Source organism: Burkholderia sp. BCC1640, assembly GCF_902833125.1.
Lineage (GTDB): Bacteria > Pseudomonadota > Gammaproteobacteria > Burkholderiales > Burkholderiaceae > Burkholderia > Burkholderia diffusa.
Map to the genome: position 1 here is coordinate 66,346 of NZ_CADFEF010000016.1, position 22,128 is coordinate 88,473.

Annotated in this window: 18 protein-coding genes; 8 read left to right on the forward strand and 10 right to left on the reverse strand. The window is 68.2% G+C overall.

From position 1 onward, the window contains the following. The first annotated feature begins 329 nt into the window (after positions 1-329). Positions 330-1,535 carry an MFS transporter gene (locus tag HWX25_RS18635; RefSeq protein ID WP_059523533.1) on the forward strand — a complete coding sequence of 402 codons (1,206 nt, stop codon included), beginning with the start codon at positions 330-332 and terminating at the stop codon, positions 1,533-1,535. A 161-nt stretch (positions 1,536-1,696) separates the two neighbouring features. On the opposite strand, the gene HWX25_RS18640 is transcribed toward HWX25_RS18635, so the two are convergent. From HWX25_RS18640 to HWX25_RS18680, 9 genes are all read right to left on the reverse strand, one after another. After that, entirely contained in the window at positions 1,697-3,127 is a 1,431-nt protein-coding gene (locus HWX25_RS18640; RefSeq protein WP_059523535.1) for a cytosine permease, read from the reverse strand. 315 nt (positions 3,128-3,442) lie between these two features. After that, positions 3,443-4,120: an SOS response-associated peptidase family protein gene (locus HWX25_RS18645; protein WP_175909713.1), complete on the reverse strand. Its 678-nt coding sequence runs from the start codon at positions 4,118-4,120 to the stop codon at positions 3,443-3,445. 131 nt (positions 4,121-4,251) lie between these two features. Further along, positions 4,252-4,881 carry an NAD(P)H-binding protein gene (locus tag HWX25_RS18650; protein ID WP_175909605.1) on the reverse strand — a complete coding sequence of 210 codons (630 nt, stop codon included), beginning with the start codon at positions 4,879-4,881 and terminating at the stop codon, positions 4,252-4,254. A gap of 162 nt (positions 4,882-5,043) precedes the next feature. Continuing rightward, positions 5,044-6,435 (reverse strand): dihydrolipoyl dehydrogenase, encoded by a 1,392-nt coding sequence (gene lpdA / locus HWX25_RS18655; RefSeq protein WP_175909607.1) that lies wholly within the window; start codon positions 6,433-6,435, stop codon positions 5,044-5,046. A gap of 5 nt (positions 6,436-6,440) precedes the next feature. Further along, positions 6,441-7,778, reverse strand: coding sequence for a dihydrolipoamide acetyltransferase family protein (locus HWX25_RS18660; protein ID WP_175909609.1), 1,338 nt, complete (start codon positions 7,776-7,778; stop codon positions 6,441-6,443). Position 7,779: 1 nt separating this feature from the next. Next, the gene (locus HWX25_RS18665; RefSeq protein WP_059465554.1) at positions 7,780-8,823 is read right to left on the reverse strand and encodes an alpha-ketoacid dehydrogenase subunit beta; all 1,044 of its coding nucleotides are present in this window, start codon (positions 8,821-8,823) and stop codon (positions 7,780-7,782) included. A 2-nt stretch (positions 8,824-8,825) separates the two neighbouring features. Beyond that, entirely contained in the window at positions 8,826-10,058 is a 1,233-nt protein-coding gene (locus tag HWX25_RS18670) for a 3-methyl-2-oxobutanoate dehydrogenase (2-methylpropanoyl-transferring) subunit alpha (protein WP_175909611.1), read from the reverse strand. Between the two features lie 406 nt (positions 10,059-10,464). Beyond that, the gene (locus tag HWX25_RS18675; RefSeq protein WP_175909613.1) at positions 10,465-11,091 is read right to left on the reverse strand and encodes a flavin reductase family protein; all 627 of its coding nucleotides are present in this window, start codon (positions 11,089-11,091) and stop codon (positions 10,465-10,467) included. A gap of 200 nt (positions 11,092-11,291) precedes the next feature. Further along, complete coding sequence (locus HWX25_RS18680) at positions 11,292-12,440, reverse strand: porin (protein WP_175909615.1); 1,149 nt, start codon at positions 12,438-12,440, stop codon at positions 11,292-11,294. 1,042 nt (positions 12,441-13,482) lie between these two features. On the opposite strand from HWX25_RS18680, the gene HWX25_RS18685 reads away from it, so the two are divergent. From HWX25_RS18685 to HWX25_RS18715, 7 genes are all read left to right on the forward strand, one after another. Further along, entirely contained in the window at positions 13,483-14,508 is a 1,026-nt protein-coding gene (locus HWX25_RS18685) for a substrate-binding domain-containing protein (RefSeq protein WP_175909617.1), read from the forward strand. 64 nt (positions 14,509-14,572) lie between these two features. Then, entirely contained in the window at positions 14,573-15,601 is a 1,029-nt protein-coding gene (locus HWX25_RS18690; protein ID WP_059523556.1) for an ABC transporter substrate-binding protein, read from the forward strand. A gap of 16 nt (positions 15,602-15,617) precedes the next feature. Further along, entirely contained in the window at positions 15,618-16,442 is an 825-nt protein-coding gene (locus HWX25_RS18695; RefSeq protein ID WP_059815829.1) for an ABC transporter permease, read from the forward strand. A gap of 10 nt (positions 16,443-16,452) precedes the next feature. After that, positions 16,453-17,349, forward strand: coding sequence for an ABC transporter permease subunit (locus tag HWX25_RS18700; RefSeq protein WP_059691139.1), 897 nt, complete (start codon positions 16,453-16,455; stop codon positions 17,347-17,349). 24 nt (positions 17,350-17,373) lie between these two features. Next, a complete protein-coding gene (locus HWX25_RS18705; protein WP_059691138.1) occupies positions 17,374-18,405 on the forward strand; it encodes an ABC transporter ATP-binding protein in 1,032 nt (343 codons plus the stop codon). A gap of 38 nt (positions 18,406-18,443) precedes the next feature. Beyond that, entirely contained in the window at positions 18,444-19,268 is an 825-nt protein-coding gene (locus HWX25_RS18710; RefSeq protein WP_175909619.1) for a phosphodiesterase, read from the forward strand. 214 nt (positions 19,269-19,482) lie between these two features. Beyond that, complete coding sequence (locus HWX25_RS18715) at positions 19,483-20,682, forward strand: MFS transporter (RefSeq protein WP_175909621.1); 1,200 nt, start codon at positions 19,483-19,485, stop codon at positions 20,680-20,682. Between the two features lie 21 nt (positions 20,683-20,703). Here HWX25_RS18715 and HWX25_RS18720 read toward each other — a convergent pair whose 3' ends face one another. Beyond that, positions 20,704-21,885 (reverse strand): EamA family transporter, encoded by a 1,182-nt coding sequence (locus HWX25_RS18720; protein ID WP_175909623.1) that lies wholly within the window; start codon positions 21,883-21,885, stop codon positions 20,704-20,706. Positions 21,886-22,128: the final 243 nt, after the last annotated feature.

Consider the following 22,128-nt stretch of genomic DNA (forward strand, 5'->3'; position numbering starts at 1 on the left):
AAAAGAGGCCCTTTAACGTCATTTCGAAATGTTATGCCCCGAAATATACTGCGCCCGCATCCAACCCTCGTGCCAAAGAGAGGATGCTTTTCGCCCCGGTCACGGTCCCCCTGTGACCGGGGCTTTTTTCGTCGGCAAGCCGCGCCGGCGAATCGCCGAAACCGCGCCACTCGGGCCGCACACGCATGCCGGCTCGACTCCGAATTATTGACATCGAATCAAGATAATTTCGCCCGAGCGCGGCTTTTTCCGCAAAAGTAATGCAGGCACACTTCACCCTGTCCGCAATGGCCAGGTGCCGTTGCCCCATGCTTGCAGGAGCTCATCGCGTGAACAGCACGACCTCTTCCCCTTCCCGCCCGGGCGGCAGCGCCGCGCTGCCGCTGCTGGCGCTTGCCGCCGGCGCATTCGGCATCGGCACGACCGAGTTCTCGCCGATGGGCCTCTTGCCCGTGATCGCCGACGGCGTACACGTGTCGATTCCGCAGGCCGGCATGCTGATCAGCGCGTATGCGATCGGCGTGATGGTCGGCGCGCCGCTGATGACGCTGCTGCTCGCGCGATGGTCGCGTCGCTCGGCGCTGATCGCGCTGATGTCGATCTTCACGATCGGCAACCTGTTGTCGGCCGTCGCGCCGGACTACACGACGCTGTTGCTCGCACGGCTCGTCACGAGCCTCAACCACGGCGCGTTCTTCGGGCTCGGCTCGGTGGTCGCGGCGAGCCTCGTGCCGCGTGAAAAGCAGGCCAGCGCGGTCGCGACGATGTTCATGGGCCTCACGATCGCGAACGTCGGCGGCGTGCCGGCCGCGACCTGGCTCGGCCAGATGATCGGCTGGCGCATGTCGTTCGCGGCGACCGCGGCGCTCGGCCTGATCGCGATCGCCGGCCTGTTCGCCGCGCTGCCGAAGGGCGAAGCCGGCAAGATGCCGAACCTGCGTGCCGAACTGTCGGTGCTCACGCGCCCCGTCGTGCTCGGCGCGCTCGGGACCACGGTGCTCGGCGCCGGCGCAATGTTCACGCTGTATACGTATGTCGCCCCGACGCTCGAACACCTGACCGGCGCGACACCCGGCTTCGTCACCGCGATGCTCGTGCTGATCGGCGTCGGCTTCTCGATCGGCAACATCGCCGGCGGCCGCCTCGCCGACCGCTCGCTCGACGGCACGCTCATCGGCTTCCTCGTGCTGCTGATCGTGACGATGGCCGCGTTCCCGCTGCTCGCCCGCACGCATGTCGGTGCGGCGGTCACGCTGCTGGTCTGGGGTGTCGCGACGTTCGCGGTGGTCCCGCCGCTGCAGATGCGCGTGATGCGTGCCGCACACGACGCGCCGGGCCTCGCCTCGGCCGTCAACATCGGCGCGTTCAATCTCGGCAACGCGGTCGGCGCGGCAGCCGGCGGCGCGGCGATCTCGGCCGGTTTCGGCTACGCGGCGGTGCCGCTCGTCGGCGGGCTGATCGCCGCGGCCGGGCTGGCGCTGGTTGCGCTGCAGATGATCCAGCGCCGCCGCGCGCCGGTCGCCGCGAGTTCGTAAGCACGCGGCGATCCGTACGGCTGCCGGCACGCGGCACCGCAATCGGGAAACGCCCGCGACGGGATGGACAGCGCGGCTCCCGCCCGCGTCGTGCTCGGTACACCTGATCGCTCGGGCCAACTGCCGGCCGGCACGACGGGCGACGCGACGCTTCAGTCAGTTCAGTGGTGAACCTCGCCGCGTTCGAGCGGCAGGATCAGGCGCTCGGGGATGCTGCGCCGCGACGCACGCGCGCCGACGTAGTACAGCCCGGCCGGCACGACGAGGCCGAGAATCCATGAGATGTCGGTGCCGCCGAGCGCGTCGACGAGCGCGCCCGTGTAGATGTGGGTCGACATGAACGGCAACTGCACCAGGATGCCGACCACGTAGATCGTGATCGCCATCACGTTCCAGCGGCCGTAGCGGCCATCCGGATCGGACAGCGCCGGCACGTCGTAGCGCGAGCGCGTGAAGCAGTAGTAGTCGACCAGGTTGATCGCGCTCCAGGGCGTGAAGAACGCGAGCAGGAACAGGATGAACGCCGTGAATTCCTTCAGGAACGAATGGCGGCCGGCGAGCGCGATCAGCGTCGACACGCAGATCATCCCGAAGATGTACACGAGACGGCTGCGTGACGACACCGCACCCTTGCCGCGGAAACCGCTGACGATCGTCGCCATCGACATGAAGCTGCCGTACGCGTTGAGTGCCGTCACCGTCACCTTGCCGAACGCGATGGTGAAATACAGCAACGCAGCCACGGCGCCCGTCGAGCCGAGCCCGACGATATACGACACCTCATGGTGCGCGAACTGGCTGCCGGCCAGCGCGGCCGCGAACACGCCGAACACCATCGCCGCCTGCGCGCCGATCACCGAGCCGAGGCCCACCGCGAGGAACGTGGCGACCGACGACGTCGAGCGCGGCAGGTAGCGCGAATAATCGGCGACGTACGGGCCGAACGCGATCTGCCACGACGCGGACAGCGACATCGACAGCAGGAAGCTCGCGAGCGAGAAGTGCCGGTTCGCGAGCAGCGCGCCGACGTCGTGGTTCGCGAACAGCTGCGCGAACATGTAGACGAATGCGACGATGCCGACCACGCTCGCGATCCGGCCGACGAAGTGGATCGCGCGATAGCCGAACACCGTCAGCACGACGATCACGGCCGCGAACAGCAGGATGCCGGCCGCGTCGTCGACGTGCAGCAGTTGCGCGACGGCCTGCCCGGCGAGCACCGAGCCGCTGGCGGAAAAACCGATGTACATCAGGCACACGAGCACGATCGGAATCATCGCGCCGTAGACGCCGAACTGCACGCGACTCGAGATCATCTGCGGCAAGCCGAGCTGCGGCCCCTGCGCGCCGTGCAACGCCATCACCGCGCCGCCGACGAGCTGGCCGAGCAGCAGCGCGACCAGCGACCAGAACACGTCGCCGCCGAGCACGACCGCCAGCGCCCCCGTGACGATGGCCGTGATCTGCATGTTCGCCGACAGCCACAGCGTGAACTGGCTCAACAGGCCGCCGTGGCGTTCGGCGTCGGGAATGAAATCGATCGAGCGTACCTCGATCAGACCACCGGCTTTTCCACTGGGATTCGTTGACACGGGAAAATCTCCAAGATACTGAGGATCGCAAACGGTTTGGACGAGACGGGGAACGTGCCGAGCCGCCCTTTCGACTCGTCGGGTGCGGCGCGCCGTGAATCGCCGGGACACGCGCCACGCACGGTGCGCACGCTGGCGCGCAGCCGGCACGCCCCGTGGCCGACAGTGCCAGCGGATGATCTTGTATATACAACCCGGCAGATATCGGTGATTACCCGGTGTCCGGCAGCTTTCCGGATCGTCCGGGAAAACGGAGCGCATCCGGCGATCGCAGGTGTCGGTCGACCGTATGAAAAATGCCGGGAAAACGAAAACTCAGGCGCCGGCGGGCGACGCCTGATCGGGTGCGGCGACCATGTCGCCGGCGGGAAGGAGCGTCAGCATGCGCCGCGCCGCCTCGATGTCGCGCGCGTGCAGCCATTCGTCGTAGTCGTCGCGGCGCAGGATCACGACGCCCCGCTTCTCGTCGCCGGGCCGATGCATGCGCGCGAACAGCGGATGATCGTCGGCATTGACCGTGAGCATCGTCATGCCGATTCGCTCGCGGCCATCGACCGTTTCGTAACGCCGCCAGAGGCCGGCGACGCAGTACGGTTGCCAGCCGTCGACGCCGATCCGGTGCCACACATTGCGGCCCGTTTCGTAGCACGGCTCGAAGATCCAGCGCACCGGAATCAGGCAGCGCTGGCCGTTGCGCCAGGCGTTGCCGTAGAGTCGCGACGAACCGACCGTTTCCGCGCGCGCGTTCACCGTATCGAGCTTCTTTCGCTTGCGGCCGTTCTCGTCGAGACGCTCGGGCTGCATGAACTTCGGCCAGAAGCCGAACACCGCGCCGACGACCGCGAGGCCGTCGCCGTCGGCGCGCGCGATGGGTGCCGCGTAATCCGGATATACGTCGGGTTCCCACGGCTCGCGGCGAAACAGGTCGCCGATGCCGATCCTCAGCTCGCTGATACCCGGGTCTTCATCAGGGGCGCGGTAGTGCGTGCACACGGTTGGGCAGACGATGGACGCGATGTCTTCATCGTAGGTCAGCGTGCGCGTCATATGCCGCTTTTGCGTGGTGTGACGAAACAGTCTTACAACCGTTCGGCCCGCTTGATGGCGTCGTCGCCCGTTCCGGTTCAGGCCAACCGATCTGATCCGATCACATGCACGCCCGGACGCGCATCGAGCGCGGCGTCGAGCAGCGCGCGGGCAATGCGCGGCGCCGGATTCACGCGCCACTTCCGCGGCAGCAGCGGCCCGGCGACGCTCAACGCAAGCACCAGCATCCGCTCGCCGAACCGGAATTCGTCGCGGCTGCCGCCGATCAGGCCCGGCCGCACGCAGGTGAGCGACGCGAACCCGATGCCCGCGAGTGCGCGCTCGACCTCGCCCTTCACGCGGTTGTAGAAGATGCGCGAGTCCGGATCGGCGCCGAGCGCCGAATTCAGCACGTAGGTCGGCGTGCCGGCCTGGTGCGCGAGACGCGCGACCGCGAGCGGGTAGTCGTGATCGACGCGGCGGAATGCGGCCTGCGAGCCCGCGACGCGCATCGTGGTGCCGAGCGTGCAGATCACCGCGTCGGCCTGCCACCAGTCGGCCGCCTCGGGCAGGTGATCGAAGTCGACCTCCAGCGCGCGCATCTTCGGATGCGGCGTCAACGGCCGGCGCGCGAGCACGACGACCTGGTCCACCCGCGCATCGGCCAGCGCGGCTTCAAGGACGTGACGCCCGACGAGTCCGGTCGCGCCGACGAGCAACAGTTTCATGGCAAGTCATTCCGTGTGAGGCCGGTGAATCGGCGTGGAATCGACACGATGAACGGTCCGCGCGGGAGGGTCAACCGCAACCCGCGTCCTGCCCGTCACCCGCGCACGCAAAAAAGCCCCGCCGTGGCGGGGCTTCGAGCGGCCGCGCATGCCGACGCATGCTCACACATGCAACGCATGCCCCAGCGCGCGCAACGCGGCCTCCTGCATCGCTTCGCCGAGCGTCGGATGCGCGTGGATCGTGCCGCCGATGTCCTCGAGCCGCGCGCCCATCTCGAGCGACTGCGAAAACGCCGCGGCCAGTTCCGACACGCCGCGCCCGACCGCCTGCCAGCCGACGATCAGATGCGTGTCGCGCCGCGCGACGACGCGCACGAAGCCGTCGGTCGCCTGCAGCGTCATCGCGCGGCCGTTCGCCGCGAACGGGAACGACGCGCCGATGCAGTCGACGCCGGCCGCCTTCGCGTCGTCGGGCGACCAGCCGGACGTGACGACCTCGGGATCGGTGAAGCACACGGCCGGGATCGATGCCGGCGTGAACTTGCGGCGGCGTCCGGCGATCAGCTCGGCCACCACCTCGCCCTGCGCCATCGCGCGATGCGCGAGCATCGGCTCGCCGGCGACGTCGCCGATCGCCCATACGTTGCGCATCGACGTCCTGCATTCGTCATCGATGCGCAGCGCGCGGCCATTGCGATCGAGCGGCAGCGATTCGAGCCCGAAGCCGTCGACGCGCGGCCGGCGGCCGACCGCGACCAGCACGCGATCGGCCGGCAGCGTCCTCTCCGCGCCGTCGGGTGCCTGCACGCGCACCGCGCCGTCGCTCGCGAGGCCCAGCACCTTGTGGCCCAGCCAGAGCCCGACGCCGAGCCGCGCGAGCGAATCGGCGACCGGCTTCGCGAGTTCCGCGTCGTATGCGGGCAGCACGCGCTCGGCCACCTCGACGATGCCGACGTCGACGCCGAGCTTGCGATAAACGAATCCGAGTTCCAACCCGATGTACCCGGCACCGACGACGACCAGCCGCTTCGGCAACGACGCGGGCGACAGCGCCTCGGTCGACGAGACGACGTGGCCGCCGAACGGCATCGACGGCAGCGCGACCGGTTCCGAGCCCGTGGCGAGCAACAGATGCTCGCAGGCGATCCGCGTCGTGTGGTCGCCGGCCACGACGTCGACCGTCTTGCCGTCGACCACGCGCGCGTCGCCGTGCAGCACGCGCACGCCGTGCTTCTTCAGCAGCGCGCCGACGCCGCGCGTGAGCCGCTCGACGATGCCGTCCTTCCACGCGACGCTTTTCGCGATGTCGATCTCCGGCGTGCGCACGCGAATCCCGAGCACCCCGTCGCCGGCCTGCCCGCACGCCTGCTCGAACGCGTCGGCGACGTGGATCAGCGCCTTCGACGGAATGCAGCCGATGTTCAGGCACGTGCCGCCGAGCCGTTCGCGCTCGACGAGCACCGTCGGAATGCCGAGCTGCCCCGCGCGAATCGCGGCGACGTAACCGCCCGGCCCGCCACCGATCACGAGCAGCGTGGTGTGTTCGTTCTTCATCGTTCTCACTCCACGAACAGCAGCGCCGGACGCTCGAGCACGCCGCGCACGGCCTGGATGAATTCGGCCGCGTCCGCGCCGTCGACGACGCGATGGTCGAACGACGACGACAGGTTCATCATCTTGCGCGCGACGATCGCGCCGTCGCGGATCATCGGTCGCTCGACGATCCGGTTCACGCCGACGATGCCGACCTCGGGATGGTTGATCACCGGCGTCGACACGATGCCGCCGAGCGCGCCGAGGCTCGAGATCGTGATCGTCGAGCCGGTCAGCTCGTCGCGCTGCGCGCGGTTCGCGCGCACCGCGTCGGCGAGCCGCGCGATTTCCGCCGAGATCGACCACACGTCGCGCGCTTCCGCATGACGCAGCACCGGCACCGTGAGGCCGCTGTCCGTCTGCGTCGCGACGCCCATGTGCACCGCGCCGTAGCGCGTGACGACACCGGCTTCGTCGTCGTAGCGCGCGTTGATCTGCGGGAAGTCGCGCAGCGCGATCACCATCGCGCGGATCAGCAGCGGCAGCGGCGTGAGCCGGCCGCGCGTGTCGCCGTGGCGCAGGTTCAGCTCGGCGCGCAGCGATTCGAGCTCGGTGACGTCGATCTCCTCGACGTAGGTGAAGTGCGGAATGCGGCGCTTCGCCTCCTGCATCTTGCGCGCGATCGCGCGCCGCAGGCCGATCACCGGCACGTCGGTTTCGTCGTTGCGCTCGTCGTAGCCGCGCGCTTGGGATCCGCGTGCCGCGCCGCCGCCCGTGCGTGCATACGCATCGAGGTCCGCATGCAGGATCCGCCCGGCTTCGCCGGTGCCGCGCACGTAGCGCAGCTCGATGCCCATGTCCCATGCGCGCTGGCGCACCGCCGGCGACGCGAGCGGCCGTTCGCCCGGCGCCAGTGCCGCGCGCGGCGGCACCGCATGTTCCGCGCGGCGCGGCTCGGCCGGCGCGCGGGACGCGGCGTGCGGCGTCGCCTTCGGCGACGCATGTGTTTCGGATCCCTCATCGACGGAAGACGACTCCGCACGCACATCGACCGCCGCCGGAGGCTGCGCCACCTCCGCGCTGGCCTCGCGCGCCTTCGCGCCCGACTTCAGGTTGCCGTCGCCTTCGACTTCGAGACGGATCAACTCGCTGCCGACCGCCATCATCTCGCCGATCCGCCCGCCGAGCTCCAGCACCTTGCCGGCCACCGGCGACGGAATTTCCACCGCCGCCTTGTCGGTCATCACATCGGCGAGCGGCTGGTCTTCGGCGATCGTCTGCCCCGGTTGCACGTGCCAGGCCACCAGCTCGACCTCGGCAATCCCTTCGCCGATATCCGGCATCTTGATGACATGAATCCCCATCTCAGGCCTCCATCACGCGTCGCAACGCTTCGCCGACCCGGGCCGGGCCGGGGAAATACGCCCATTCCTGCGCGTGCGGATACGGCGTGTCCCAGCCCGTCGTCCGCTCGATCGGTGCTTCCAGATGATAGAAGCAGTGCTCCTGGACGAGCGACACCAGCTCGGCGCCGTAGCCGCAGGTGCGCGTCGCTTCGTGCACCACCACGCAGCGGCCGGTCTTGCGCACCGACGCGACGATCGTGTCGAGATCGACCGGCCACAGCGTGCGCAGGTCGATCACTTCCGCATCGATGCCGGTCTCCTCGGCGGCGGCCAGCGACACGTGCACGGTCGTGCCGTACGTCAGCACCGTCAAGTCGTTGCCGGGCCGCACGACGGCGGCCGTATCGAGCGGCACCGTGTAATAGCCTTCCGGCACCGCGCTGCCCGGATGCTTGAGCCACGACGTGACGGGACGTTCGTGATGGCCGTCGAACGGCCCGTTGTACAAGCGCTTCGGCTCGAGGAAGATCACCGGATCGTCGTTCTCGATCGAGGCGATCAGGAGTCCTTTCGCGTCGTACGGATTCGACGGCATCACCGTGCGCAATCCGCAGACCTGCGTAAACATCGCCTCCGGGCTCTGGCTGTGCGTCTGGCCGCCGTAGATGCCGCCGCCGCACGGCATCCGGATCGTCATCGGCGCGGTGAACTGGCCTGCGGAGCGATAGCGCAGCCGCGCGCCTTCGGACACGATCTGGTCGGACGCCGGGTAGAAGTAGTCCGCGAACTGGATCTCGCAGACCGGCCGCAATCCATACGCGCCCATCCCGACCGCGGCGCCGACGATCCCGCCTTCCGAGATCGGCGCATCGAACACGCGTGACTTGCCGTACTTGGCCTGCAGGCCCTCGGTGCAGCGGAACACGCCGCCGAAGTAGCCGACGTCCTGCCCGAACACGACCACGTCGTCGTCGCGGCCGAGCATCACGTCCATCGCGGAGCGCAGCGCCTGGATCATCGTCATCGGCTGCGCCGATGCCGTCGTCGTTTCATGTTGCGCCATGATCACGCTCCCAGTTCCTGGCGCTGACGGCGCAGATGCGCGGGCAGCTCCTTGTACACGTCGTCGAACATCGAGGCCGGCGACGGAATCCGGTCGTCGGCCAGCGTCCCGAACTTCTCCGCTTCCTTCTGCGCGGCGATCACCTCGGCTTCCAGCTCGGCCGTGAGCGCGTCGTGCGCGCTGTCCGACCAGATGCCTTTCGCGATCAGGTGCTGCTTGAAGCGGGCGATCGGGTCGCCGAGCGGGAAATGGGCCCAGTCGTCGGCCGGCCGGTATTTCGTCGGATCGTCCGACGTCGAGTGCGCGCCGGCGCGATAGGTCACCCACTCGATCAGCGTCGGGCCGAGATTGCGGCGCGCGCGTTCGGCCGCCCAGGTCGATGCCGCGTAGATCGCGAGGAAGTCGTTGCCGTCGACGCGCAGCGAAGCGATGCCGCAGCCGACGCCGCGCCCGGCGAACGTCGTCCCCTCGCCGCCCGCGATCGCCTGGAATGTCGAGATCGCCCACTGATTGTTGACGACGTTCAGCACGACCGGCGCACGATACACGTGCGCGAACGTCAGCGCGGTGTGGAAGTCGGATTCCGCGGTCGCGCCGTCGCCGATCCATGCGGACGAGATCTTCGTGTCGCCCTTGATCGCCGACGCCATCGCCCAGCCGACCGCCTGGATGAACTGCGTCGCGAGGTTGCCCGAGATCGAGAAGAAGCCGGCTTCGCGGTCCGAATACATGACCGGAAGCTGGCGCCCCTTCAGCGGGTCGCCTTCGTTCGACATCAACTGGCAGATCATCCGTTCGAGCGACACCTCGCGCGCGATCAGGATGCTTTGCTGGCGGTAAGTCGGGAAGCACATGTCGCCATGACGCAGCGCCATCGCATGCGCGGCGCCGATCGCCTCCTCGCCGAGGCTCACCATGTAGAAGGAGATCTTCTTCTGACGCTGCGCGATCATCATGCGCGCGTCGAAGATGCGGGTCTTGAGCATCGCGCGCATCCCGGCGATCAGGCGCGCATCGTCGAGGTCCGGCGCCCACGGGCCGAGGGCTTCGCCGTGGTCGTCGAGCACGCGCACCAGGCTGCGGGCGAGATGGGCGGTGTCCGCCGGCGCAACGTCGATCGGCGGGCGGCGAACCGCGCCGGCCGGCGATAGATGCAGATAGGAAAAATCCGTCTTGCAGCCCGGACGCCCGGTGGGCTCCGGCACATGCAGACGCAATGGCTCTGACAGGCTCATCGTGTCGTCTCCACGCTCGATTGTGTCTCACGCTGATGGAAGCGCGCGGCCGGTTGCCGGCTCACGCGCGAGCTGGCGCGCGGATAAGCACGCCAACCTTGGAAATCTATGCCTTATGGCGCGAAACGTCGATGACCAACCCGCTCGCTCCGGGTGAGCAGATTTGCCATGGCGGATGTCGACGGACGATCGATGGTGGCGGCGGCGCGAACGCAGGTCGCCCGTGCTGCGCTGCGTCAACGGCCGGTGGAGCGTGCGTATCGAGCCGGGCCGATCGGTACACGCCGGTCATGTCGGACGATACGGAGCAAAAGACCCCGCGAAATCGTGGATCCCGGCGAGGTCTCGGTGCGTCGGGGCGCTTCCGCGCGCGCCTGGCCGGCCGGGTGGCCCGGCGGGTGATGAATCACGCGTCGGGACGCGCGATATCGAAGCGGCTGTCGGACGTTACGTGCACGTAGGCCGACGGGCCGCCGGCGCGCAGAATGATGCCGGCGCCGAACGTGTCGAAGATGCCGTCCTTCAGCAGGTCATGACGAATATGCACGGCGATGACCTCGCCGAGCACCAGCGTCGCCGGCGTCTCGACGCCGCGATGATCGCGCAGCCGGATCACGTCGGTCACCTTGCATTCGAAGTTCACGCCGCTTTGCGCGACGCGCGGCACGTCGACGAGGCGCGACGGAATCGCGGTCAGGCCGCCGAGTTCGAATTCGTTGACGCCGTACGGCACCGCGGCACAAGTCTGGTTCATCCGCTCGGCAAGGTCGCGCGTCGCGAGGTTCCAGACGAACTCGCCGGTTTCCTGCACGTTGCGCAGGCTGTCCTTCGCGGCGGTGCTCGAAAAGCCGATGATCGGCGGACGATAGTTGAACGCGTTGAAGAAGCTGTACGGCGCGAGGTTGACCGTGCCGTCGGCGCCACGGGATGAAATCCAGCCGATCGGACGCGGGCCGATGATCGCGTTCAGCGGATCGTGCGGGAGGCCGTGGCCTTGTGCGGGTTCGTAATAGTGGTAGTTCGAATCGGTCATGGCGGAACGTTTTGCGACAGGCAAGTTGTGTTGAAAGCGCTCGGCGGAGGTGCGTGCGCCGGTGACGCACATGCGTGCGGCGCAACGCGTGTTCCAAGTATCACATGGCGTCACGTTCGTCGCAGCGAAGCTGCACCGCGGGCAGCGTTGCACACGCCGATGCGATGGCTGGCGAACGGCGCCCGCGACCGGCAGCCATGTCAGAAATGATGCAGCAGCGCGACACGCACGACGTACTGGTTCGGGCCCGACGAGATGTCGGCCGCGCCAGGAACGTACGCGTAGTCGAAGTCGGTCCCGGTGTGCGCGTTCATCGCGTGCTGATAGACCCCTTCTACGAACACCGACGTGCGCTTCGACATGTCGTAATTCAGCTTCGTGCTCAACTGATGCCACTTCGGATTGAACGCGCCGACCGTCGACGCGACACGAGCCTGCGTATAGGTGTAAGCCGCGCCAAGGTACAACGCGGGCGTGAAGTGATAGAGCCCGTTCACCTCGAAGTTATCGAATTTCCACGCGGTCCATGCGCCGCCGGCCGGCTGCGTCGTCCCGGTGAAATACGCATTCGACGTCGGATCGTATACATCCACGTGCGAGTAGGCGAACCCGACGAGCGCATTCGCAAACGCGTAGTTCACGCCGATGCCGATGTTCTGCTGCGACGACGCGTCGAACGTGTTGTCGCCGGTGATCGCACCGGTCGTATCGGCATTGCGTGCGTTGTTGATCTTCAAATACGACGCGCCGACCGTCAGCCCGCCCTGCTGGTATTGCAGCGCGGCGCCGTACAGACGATTGTTCGCAAAGCCGCCCGCCTGATTGCTGAATCCGTACATGGCTTCCGCGGTAATCCCGTGCCACACGGGCGATACGTATTTCACCGCGTTGTTCACCCGGAACGAGTAATCGGTGTTGTCGTTGTCGTACGGATGCGCAAACAGATAGCCCGTCCAGTTTCCGTTCGCGGTGAGCGGCGAGAAAATGTCGACGCTCGGATCGTACTGGCGGCCGAACGTCACGGTGCCGTAACGCTCCGACTTGATGCCGACGAAAGCCTGACGGCCGAATTCCCGGCCGCCCTGGCTCATTTTCCCGTTGTTGACGTCGAAGCCGCTCTCGAGCGTGAAAATGGCCTGGTAGCCTCCGCCGAGGTCCTCTGTACCCCTGATGCCCCAGCGGCTGCCGTAATCGTAGCCGCTTTGCAGTTGCACGGTTCCGTGACCGCGTGCGTTGCTCGTGTAGTTGATACCGTCCTCGATCTTGCCGTAGAGCGTCACGCTGCTTTGTGCATGCGCGGCGCCGGCAAGCAACGCGGCGGGCACGATGATCCCCCAACGCTTGTTCATGATGATTTACCCCCCAGGTCTCTCGTTTGCTGGTCGCAATGCTTGCGCGCTGCGAATGCGTGCCGCGTCGATGTATCCCGCGATGCGACGGGCGCAGTGTAATGAGCCGTTTTTCCACTGTTAGTGACCGGCAGCGGAAAGGTGCTCTCCGGAACGGAGACTGTTTTTCGGTACGGAAACCGGATAACACGGTGGCCAAGACCACTTCATCGAGGGCGACGACGTACGATTCGTGACAGCCCGTATCGCTACGCCGGCATGCACTCGCATGCCCGCGAACGCGAATGACATCCGAGCAGGACCTGGAAACAAAAAAACCCGCGAGAAACGTGTTTCTCGCGGGTCTTCCGGGCTTCGTGAAATCGCATCGAAGCGAATATGGTGCCGGGGACCGGACTTGAACCGGCAAGCCAATCAAGGCGGCGGATTTTCGTCACACTGCTTCTTTCAAAGCCGGCGTCGTCGAAACGAAACCGTTCGTGCGCTGGACTATGCCTTCGCCGTCTCGCGCGGATGTGATCGCCACCCGTGCGCCTTAGGCGCCCCCCGTCTAGTCTCTACACCTTCCTCGCGCGAGCTGTACCGCGAGGCTTGGCTCGGCGTTGCCTCGATGCGCATCGCGCGTCAGGGGTTTCGCCGAATTTGAAGGGTTCTGCACCGACCGTTTCCGGCCGGGCACTCAATCGTTTAAGTCCGCTATGTTTACCAATTTCATCACCCCGGCAAAAGGGCGGACGCGATTCTACCATTGCTTGCACATGCGTTAGCCGATTCACACGCATTGCATCGCGATGCAGCATGTCGGCGCGCACCGTCCGCGCCCTGATTCATCCGCCGTCGTCGACATCGACGCGACACCTTCATCGATTTCGTCCCGCGCCGCACCATCCGCCGATACAATCGAATCCGCCCCGCTCGCCGGGCGTCAAACGTCTGAGGTTTGTATCGTGTTTTTTGCGAAACAAACGGCTCGGACGTCATCGCGAAGTCACAAACGTTTTCGATAATTTTCCCGCCGAAAACGTTTACATCGCGTAACTTCATGACCCCGACCATCAAGGACGTCGCCGCGCTCGCCGGCTTCTCGATCGCCACCGTTTCGCGCGCGATCAACGCGCCGCACACCGTCAGCCCCGCCACGCTGGCGACGATCCGCACCGCCATCGACACGCTGCAGTTCCGCCCGAGCCCGCTCGGCCGGCAGTTGCGCGGCGAGCGCACGCGGCTCGTCGGCGTCGTCGTGCCGACGCTGTCGAACCCGGTATTCGCCGACTGCCTGCAAGGCATCGACGAACTCGCGACCGCGGCCGGATTCAAGCTGATCCTGATGACGACCGAATACGACGCGGCACGCGAGCGCCATGCGATCGAGACGCTGCGCGAACAGCGCGTCGAAGGGCTGATCCTGACTGTCGCCGATGCGGACACGCATCCGCTGCTCGACATGCTCGACCGCGACGGCCCGCATTACGTGCTGATGCACAACGATACGCAACGCCGCCCGTCGGTGTCGGTCGACAACCGCCGCGCCGCCTATGACGGCGTCCGTCTGCTGACCGCGCGCGGCCATCGCCGCGTGCTGATGCTGGCCGGCTCGCTCGCCGCGTCGGATCGCGCACGCCAGCGCCATCTCGGCTACGCGCAGGCACTCGAGGAAGCCGGCGTCGCGACGCTGCCGCCGGTCGAAGTCGACTTCAACGCGGCCGAGTTGCCCGACGCGGTGCTCGCGCACCTCACCGCGCAGGCCACGCGCCCGACCGCCCTCTTCTGCAGCAACGACCTGCTCGCGATGGTCGTCATGCGCGGCCTGCGCCGCGCGGGCTTCTCGATTCCCGACGACCTGTCGGTGCTCGGCTTCGACGGCATCGCGATCGGCGAGCTGCTCGCGCCGCCGCTCGCGAGCGTCGCGACGCCGAACCAGGACATCGGCCGCCATGCATGGCAACGCCTCGTCGAATGCATCGGCGGCGCGACGATCGAGCGTACGTCGCTGATCCTGCCGCACACGGTGCGCGACGGCGCGACGGTCGCGCCGCCGGCCGCCCACCTTCAGTTTCACCAAGCCTGAACGCGCGCGCCGCGCCAGCGTGCGCGGCGCGGCGACATACCCTTACCCCGCCCGGAGACCCACCGTGTCCTTTCGCCTGACCTCGCTGCTGCGCGTGCTCGCGGCACCCATCGCCTGCGCCGCGCTCGTCGCGTTCGCACCCGCTGCCCACGCAGACGAAACCGCGATCTGCTACAACTGCCCGCCCGAATGGGCCGACTGGGCCGCGCAGATCGCGGCGATCAAGCAGAAGACCGGCATCCGCGTGCCGTTCGACAACAAGAACTCGGGCCAGGCGATCGCGCAGCTGATCGCCGAGCAGAAGAGCCCGGTCGCCGACGTCGTCTATCTCGGCGTGTCGTCGGCATTCCAGGCGAAGGACAAGGACGTGATCGCGCCGTACAAGCCCGCGCACTGGAACGACATCCCCGCGAACCTGAAGGACCCGCAGGGCTATTGGTTCGCGATCCACTCGGGCACGCTCGGCTTCTTCGTGAACAAGGACGCGCTCGACGGCAAGCCGGTCCCGCGCTCGTGGGCCGACTTGCTGAAGCCCGAATACAAGGGCATGGTCGGCTACCTCGATCCGTCGAGCGCGTTCGTCGGCTATGCGGGCGCGGTCGCCGTCAATCAGGCGCTCGGCGGCAGCCTCGACAATTTCAAGCCGGCGCTGGACTGGTTCCGCAAGCTGAAGGCCAACGCGCCGATCGTGCCGAAGCAGACCGCGTATGCGCGCGTGCTGTCCGGCGAGATTCCGATCCTGCTCGACTACGACTTCGACGCGTATCGCGCGAAGTACAAGGATCACGCGAACGTCGAGTTCGTGATTCCGAAGGAAGGCACGATCGCGGTGCCGTACGTGATGAGCCTCGTCAAGGGCGCGCCGCACGATGCGAACGGCAGGAAGGTGCTCGACTTCGTGCTGTCCGACGAAGGCCAGAAGCTGTGGGCCAACGCATATCTGCGTCCGGTGCGCGCGCAGACGCTCGGCGCCGACGTCGCCGCGAAGTTCCTGCCGGCGAGCGAATACGCCCGGGCGAAATCGGTCGACTTCGGCAAGATGGCGGCCGGTCAGCAAGCGTTCGGCCAACAATACCTGCAGGTGATGCAGTAAGCACCGGACTCAAGCCATGCTCGACCTGACTTTCCCGCTGCGCTGGCGCGTCGCGCTCGTCGCGCCGGCGCTCGCGGTGTTCGCCGCGTTCTGGCTGCTGCCGATGGCGGCACTCGTGCGGGTGTCCGCCGACGGCGCCTTCCTCACGCAGTACGGGGCGCTGCTCGGCAACACGCGCTACATGAAGAGCCTCGGCGAAACGGTCGCGTTGTCGGCCGGCGTCACGCTCGCGACGCTCGCGCTGTCGACGATCTCCGGCCTGCTGCTCGCGCGCCGCGAATTCGCCGGCAAGCGCGTGCTGCTCGCGCTGCTCACCTTTCCGCTTGCATTCCCGGGCGTCGTGGTCGGCTTCATGGTGATCATGCTCGCCGGCCGGCAAGGGCTGATCGGGATGCTGTCCGCGAAGCTGACCGGCGACAAGTGGGTGTTCGCGTATTCGGTCGCCGGGCTGTTCGTCGGCTACCTGTACTTCTCGATTCCGCGCGTGATCGTCACGGTGATCGCGGCCGCGTCGAAGCTCGACGCATCGCTCGAGGAAGCTGCGCGCTCGCTCGGCGCGTCGCCGTGGCGCATCTTTGTCGACATCGTGCTGCCGGCGCTCGCGCCGGGCCTGATCGCGGCCGGCGCGATCTGCTTCGCGACCGCGATGGGCGCGTTCGGCACCGCCTTCACGCTCGCCACCGACCTGAACGTGCTGCCGATGACGATCTACACCGAGTTCACGCTGAACGCGAACATCGCGACGGCGGCAGGCCTGTCGATCGTGCTAGGCATCGTCACCTGGGCCGTACTCGCGCTCGCGCGCCGTTTTACCGGCCACACCGCCGCCGCCGCGGCCTGAGGATTTCTTCATGCAATCGCTTTCCGGTTCATCCGCGCCGTCGCCGGCGCCCGCCCCGTCGCATGCGAACGGCGCCGCACGCCGCGCGCCGCGCGTGTCGGGCGCGCGCGCGATCGCCGCGCTGCAATGGGGCGTCACGCTGCTGCTGTGCGCGTTCCTGATCGTGCCCGTCGTGATGTCGGTGCTCGCGGGCCTCACCGTCAACTATTTCCGCGGGCTGTCGAGCGGCCTCACGCTGCGCTGGCTCGAACAGGTGTGGCAGCAATACCAGGGCTCGGTCGCGCTGTCGCTCGGCGTCGCGTTCGCGACGCTCGCGATCGTGCTCGTCGTCGGCGTGCCGGCCGGCTATGCGCTCGCGCGCAGCAAGAACCGCGTCGCCCGCGTGATCGAGGAGGCGCTCGTGCTGCCGGTCGCGCTGCCGGGCCTCGCGTCGGCGCTCGCGCTGCTGGTCGTGTACGGCGGCTTCACCGCGTTCCGGATGAGCCTGTGGTTCATCGTCGTCGGCCACGTCGTGTTCACGCTGCCGTTCATGGTGCGCGCGGTCGCGGCCGTCGCCGCCGGCGCCGACCTGCGCACGATCGAGGAAGGCGCGGCGAGTCTCGGCGCGTCGTTCGTCACGCGCTTCGTCACGATCGTGCTGCCGAACCTGCGCCCCGGCATCGTCGCGGGCGCGCTCGCGGTGCTCACGCTGTCGATCGGCGAATTCAACCTGACGTGGATGCTGCATACGCCCGATACGAAGACCCTGCCCGTCGGTCTCGCCGACACCTATGCATCGCTGCGCCTCGAAGTCGGCAGCGCGTACACGATCGTGTTCCTGCTGATGACGCTGCCGCTTCTCGTTGCGATGCAGTGGCTCGGCGTCGATCCGTCCGGCACGCGCGCGCCGAAGCGTCGCCCGCGCTGACCCTGCGTTGACTTTCCCGCTCCCATGAAACTCGATTCCACTCCCATCACCCTGACCCGCTGCGCGAAGACGTTCCGCGGCACGCGCGTGCTCGAACCGCTCGACCTGTCGATCGGCGCGGGCGAGACGCTCGTGCTGCTCGGCCCGTCGGGCTGCGGCAAGACGACGACGCTGCGCCTGATCGCCGGCCTCGACACGCCGGACGCCGGCGGCACGATCCGGTTCGGCGGCGACGACGTGACCGCGCTGCCGATCGAGCGTCGCCAGGTCGGCATGGTGTTCCAGAACTACGCGCTGTTCCCGAACCTGACGGTGCGCGGCAACGTCGGCTACGGGCTGAAGATCCGCAAGACGGAGCCGCGCGCGCTGCGCGAACGCGTCGACGAATTGCTCGCGATGATGCGGCTCGACGCGCATGCGGACAAACCGGTCGATCAGCTGTCGGGCGGCCAGCGCCAGCGTGTCGCGCTGGCGCGCGCGCTCGCGGTGCGCCCGCGCGTGCTGCTGCTCGACGAGCCGCTGACCGCGCTCGACGCGAAACTGCGCGACGTGCTGCGCCGCGAGATGAACGCGCTGCTGCGCGAACTCGGCGTGACGACCGTGTACGTGACGCACGACCAGGCGGAGGCGATGGAGCTCGGCGACCGGATCGTCGTGATGGGCGCGGGCCGCATCGAGCAGATCGGCACGCCGCGCGACATCTATTACCGGCCGGCGAACCGCACGGTCGCGCAGTTCATCGGCACGCTGAACCGGCTTGCGGGACAATGGCGCGACGGCGCGCTCGTGACGACCGGTGGCTCGATCGTCACGCCGCACGCCGCCGACGAGTGGTTCTTCCGCCCGGAGGATGCGCAGCTCGCCGATCCCGCGCATGCGCCGCTGCGCGGCGCGATCGGCGCGTGCGCGTTCCTCGGCGAGCGCACGCGGCTCACGATCGAGCAGGCGGCGCCCGATGCACTCGTGATCGACGTGCCGGGCCGCATCGAGCTCGCGCGCGGCACGGCGGTCGGCCTCACGATCGCGGCGGAAGGCCTGATCGCACTCGCCGCGTAACACCGCCCCACGATAACCAGACATTCCGAGGAACGACGATGCTGCTTGCTCAAATCAGCGATCTTCATATCAAGCGTCCGGGCCAGCTCGCGTACCGGCGCGTCGACACCGCCGCCGCGCTCGCGCGCTGCATCGCGAAGCTGAACGCGCTGGTGCCGCGTCCCGACGCGGTGCTCGTCACGGGCGACCTGACCGACTTCGGTCACGACGACGAATACCGCCATCTGCGCGACCTGCTCGCGCCGCTCGAGATTCCGTATTACCTGATGGTCGGCAATCACGACGATCGCGCGGGGTTGCGCCGCGCGTTCGCAGATCGCCCCGAATTGCAGGACGGCGAATTCGTGCAGTACGCGCTCGACGTCGGCGCCGTGCGCGTGCTCGCGCTCGATTCGCAGGTGCCCGGCGCGAGCCCCGGCGACCTGTGCGATGCGCGGCTCGCGTGGCTCGCCGCGCAGCTCGACGCCGCACGCGACCGGCCGGTGATCGTCGCGCTTCACCATCCGCCGTTCGCATGCGGGATCGGGCACATGGACGCGCTGCGCCTCGCGCCCGCCGCCGCCGCGAAACTCGATGCGCTGCTGCGCGGCCATCCGAACGTGGAACGCGTGCTGTGCGGCCACGTGCACCGGACGATGTTCACGCGCTTCGGCGGCACGCTTGCGTCGGCCGTGCCGGCGCCCGCGCACCAGGTCGCGTTCGACCTGCGCGCGGACGCGCCGTCCGCGTTCCGGCTCGAGCCGCCCGCATTCGCGGTGCACGCTTATACGCCGGAAGCGGGAATGATGTCCCATCACGTGTACGTGGACGAAGGCGACGGGCCTTACCCGTTCTATGAGCCGAGCGGCGAACTGGTCGACTGAAGGCGCGCGTCGCGCGCGATGACGGGCGGCTGCGAGCGGTCGCGGCCCGTGGTGGTCGATCGCGCCCCTGTCGCGCCGCCCGGCCGCCTGGCGGCACGGCCGGCAGGATTCACCGTGCTCCGGTATGATCGGCAGCCTCGATCGGCGCCCGGCCGCCTGCGCAGCCGACGCCGTGCCGCGCGCCCACGCCGCCCAACTCCGTTCCGTTGCCGCCATGTCCGCCGCCTCCACCGACCGCCCGACCGACGCCGCCTCGCCCCACTACTCGCGCAGCCTGCTGTTGCTGCTCGCGACGATCGCGGGCGTGTCGGTCGCGAACATCTATTACAACCAGCCGCTGCTCGACAGCTTCCGCTCGGCCTTTCCCGACGGCGCGTCGTGGATCGGCGCGGTGCCGACCGCGACGCAGCTCGGCTATGCGGCCGGCATGTTCCTGCTCGCGCCGCTCGGCGACCGTTTCGATCGCCGCGGGCTGATCCTGATGCAGATCGCGGGCCTGTCGATCGCGCTGATCGTGGCCGCGACCGCGCCATCGCTGGCGGTACTCGCCGGCGCGAGCCTCGCGATCGGCGTGCTCGCGACGATCGCGCAACAGGCCGTGCCGTTCGCGGCCGAAATCGCGCCGCCGGCCGAGCGCGGGCATGCGGTCGGCACCGTGATGAGCGGCTTGCTGCTCGGCATCCTGCTGGCGCGCACGGCGGCCGGCTTCGTCGCCGAATATTTTGGTTGGCGGGCGGTGTTCGGTGCATCGGTCGCGGCGCTCGTCGCGCTGGCCGCGGTGATCGTGCTGCGGCTGCCGCGCAGCTCGCCGACGTCGACGCTGTCGTACGGCAAGCTGCTCGGCTCGATGTGGCACCTCGCGGTCGAACTGCGCGGGCTGCGCGAGGCATCGCTGACCGGCGCCGCGCTGTTCGCCGCGTTCAGCGCGTTCTGGCCGGTGCTCACGCTGCTGCTCGCCGGCGCGCCGTTCCACCTCGGCCCGCAGGCCGCGGGTCTCTTCGGGATCGTCGGCGCAGCGGGTGCGCTGGCCGCGCCATACGCGGGCCGTTTCGCGGACAAGCGCGGCCCGCGCGCAATCATCTCGCTCGCGATCGCGCTGCTCGCGGCGTCGTTCGTGATTTTCGCGCTGTCGGGGACGAGCCTCGTCGGGCTCGTAATTGGCGTGATCGTGCTGGATGTCGGCGTGCAGGCCGCGCAGATCTCGAACCAGTCGCGCATCTATGCGCTGAAGCCCGAGGCGCGCAGTCGCGTCAACACCGTGTACATGGTGTGCTACTTCATCGGCGGCGCGCTCGGCTCGTCGGCCGGCGTCGCCGCGTGGCACGCGTTCGGCTGGACCGGCATGTGCGCGACCGGCCTGCTGTTTGCCGCGCTCGCCGGCTGGTCCCACCATCGCGGCGCTCGGCGCGGCTGAACGCCGCCGCGCGCGCCGGCGTCACGCGTCGGCGCGGGACGCGGCCGGTTCGTCGGCCGGCGGAAGCGTGAATGCCGGCGCGGGATCCATGACCGCGGCCGGGTCCACGACGGCGCCCGGTGCAGGCACCGCAAGCGGTACCGCGGAAGGCGCGAGGATCGGCGCCGGGTCCGGCATCGCGGCCTGATCCGGCACGGACGCCGCCCCCGCCGCCGGTTCGGCGGCCACGGTCACCGGGGCCGATGAAGCGTCGGCCGCCGCGCGCGCCGCGGGCCGGCGTGCGGGATCGAACACGAACGACAGCCCGACGCTGCCGAGGATCGCGACCGTCGCGATCACGGTCGCCGTCGTCACGGGCTCGCCGAGCATCAGCGCGCCGAGCGCGACCGCGACGATCGGGTTCACGTACATGCAGCTGCTCGCGATGATCGGGCTCGTATGGCGGATCAGGTAGCCGTACGCGACGTACGCGGCCATCGTGCAGAACACCATCAGGTACACGAACGCGAACACCGGGCCGACCGCGACCTGCTCGATGCGCTCGCCCATCAGCCATGCGGCGATCGTGGACATCAACCCGCCCAGGCCGATCTGCAGCGACGTCGACAGGAACAGGTCCGACGGCAGCTTGAGCCGCGTCGCGAGATGCGCGCCGCCCGCCCAGAAGAGTGCGCCGGCGAGCACGCAGATCGTGCCGAGCGCCGAGTTCGCGGCGCCCGCGCCGCCCGAATTCAGCACGACGATGCCGACCATCCCGAGCGCGACGGCCGCCCACTCGCCCTTCGTCACCGGACGCCCGGCGACCGCCGCGATCACGGTCGCGAACAGCGGCACCGTCGCGACCATCACCGCGGCCGAGCCGCTGCTGACTGTGCGCATCCCGAGCGCGATCGTGCCGGACGACAGCGCGACCAGCATCGTGCCGACGATCGCCGAGTTGCGGATTTCCAGCAGCGTCGGCCATTCGGGCTTGCGCCTCAGCGCGAAGATGAACAGGCCGATCCCGCCGAGCAGGTTGCGCAGCCCCGACAGCAGCAACGGCGGGAACGACTGCAGCGCGAAATGCAGGCCGCTGTAGGTCGAACCCCAGACGAAATAGATGAATACCAGGGCCAGTGCGACACGGCCGCCGCGGCTTTGCGGCAGGCGGATCCGGATCGGCAGGCGGGCGAGGAAATCGAGGAGGCGGTCGAGCGGTGTCATCGATCAGCCCGCCCGCACGACGTGTCGCGTGCTCCGCTGAAAGACGCCGGCGATGCCGGCAAACGGCCCTGACGGGACCAGGAAGGCGGAGACGAACGTGCGGAACGACATGGCAGTGCGAACGGCGACGAATAAGAACCGGCAAGCGGCGGCAGAGGGTCAGGAAAACGTGCGCAGACCGCTTCGGTTGCGCACGCTCGGCATTATGGCATCACGGATTCGAAAGCATCATCGGACCTGTCT

Excerpts from the sequence above, each read along its gene's own strand:
- HWX25_RS18680 (WP_175909615.1), bottom strand. The coding sequence starts at position 12,440 with ATGAACAAGCGTTGGGGGATCATCGTGCCCGCCGCGTTGCTTGCCGGC.
- HWX25_RS18670 (WP_175909611.1), bottom strand. The coding sequence starts at position 10,058 with ATGAGCCTGTCAGAGCCATTGCGTCTGCATGTGCCGGAGCCCACCGGG.
- HWX25_RS18715 (WP_175909621.1), top strand. The coding sequence starts at position 19,483 with ATGTCCGCCGCCTCCACCGACCGCCCGACCGACGCCGCCTCGCCCCAC.
- HWX25_RS18675 (WP_175909613.1), bottom strand. The coding sequence starts at position 11,091 with ATGACCGATTCGAACTACCACTATTACGAACCCGCACAAGGCCACGGC.
- HWX25_RS18700 (WP_059691139.1), top strand. The coding sequence starts at position 16,453 with ATGCAATCGCTTTCCGGTTCATCCGCGCCGTCGCCGGCGCCCGCCCCG.
- HWX25_RS18650 (WP_175909605.1), bottom strand. The coding sequence starts at position 4,881 with ATGAAACTGTTGCTCGTCGGCGCGACCGGACTCGTCGGGCGTCACGTC.
- HWX25_RS18665 (WP_059465554.1), bottom strand. The coding sequence starts at position 8,823 with ATGGCGCAACATGAAACGACGACGGCATCGGCGCAGCCGATGACGATG.
- lpdA (WP_175909607.1), bottom strand. The coding sequence starts at position 6,435 with ATGAAGAACGAACACACCACGCTGCTCGTGATCGGTGGCGGGCCGGGC.
- HWX25_RS18720 (WP_175909623.1), bottom strand. The coding sequence starts at position 21,885 with ATGACACCGCTCGACCGCCTCCTCGATTTCCTCGCCCGCCTGCCGATC.
- HWX25_RS18685 (WP_175909617.1), top strand. The coding sequence starts at position 13,483 with ATGACCCCGACCATCAAGGACGTCGCCGCGCTCGCCGGCTTCTCGATC.
- HWX25_RS18695 (WP_059815829.1), top strand. The coding sequence starts at position 15,618 with ATGCTCGACCTGACTTTCCCGCTGCGCTGGCGCGTCGCGCTCGTCGCG.
- HWX25_RS18710 (WP_175909619.1), top strand. The coding sequence starts at position 18,444 with ATGCTGCTTGCTCAAATCAGCGATCTTCATATCAAGCGTCCGGGCCAG.
- HWX25_RS18705 (WP_059691138.1), top strand. The coding sequence starts at position 17,374 with ATGAAACTCGATTCCACTCCCATCACCCTGACCCGCTGCGCGAAGACG.
- HWX25_RS18660 (WP_175909609.1), bottom strand. The coding sequence starts at position 7,778 with ATGGGGATTCATGTCATCAAGATGCCGGATATCGGCGAAGGGATTGCC.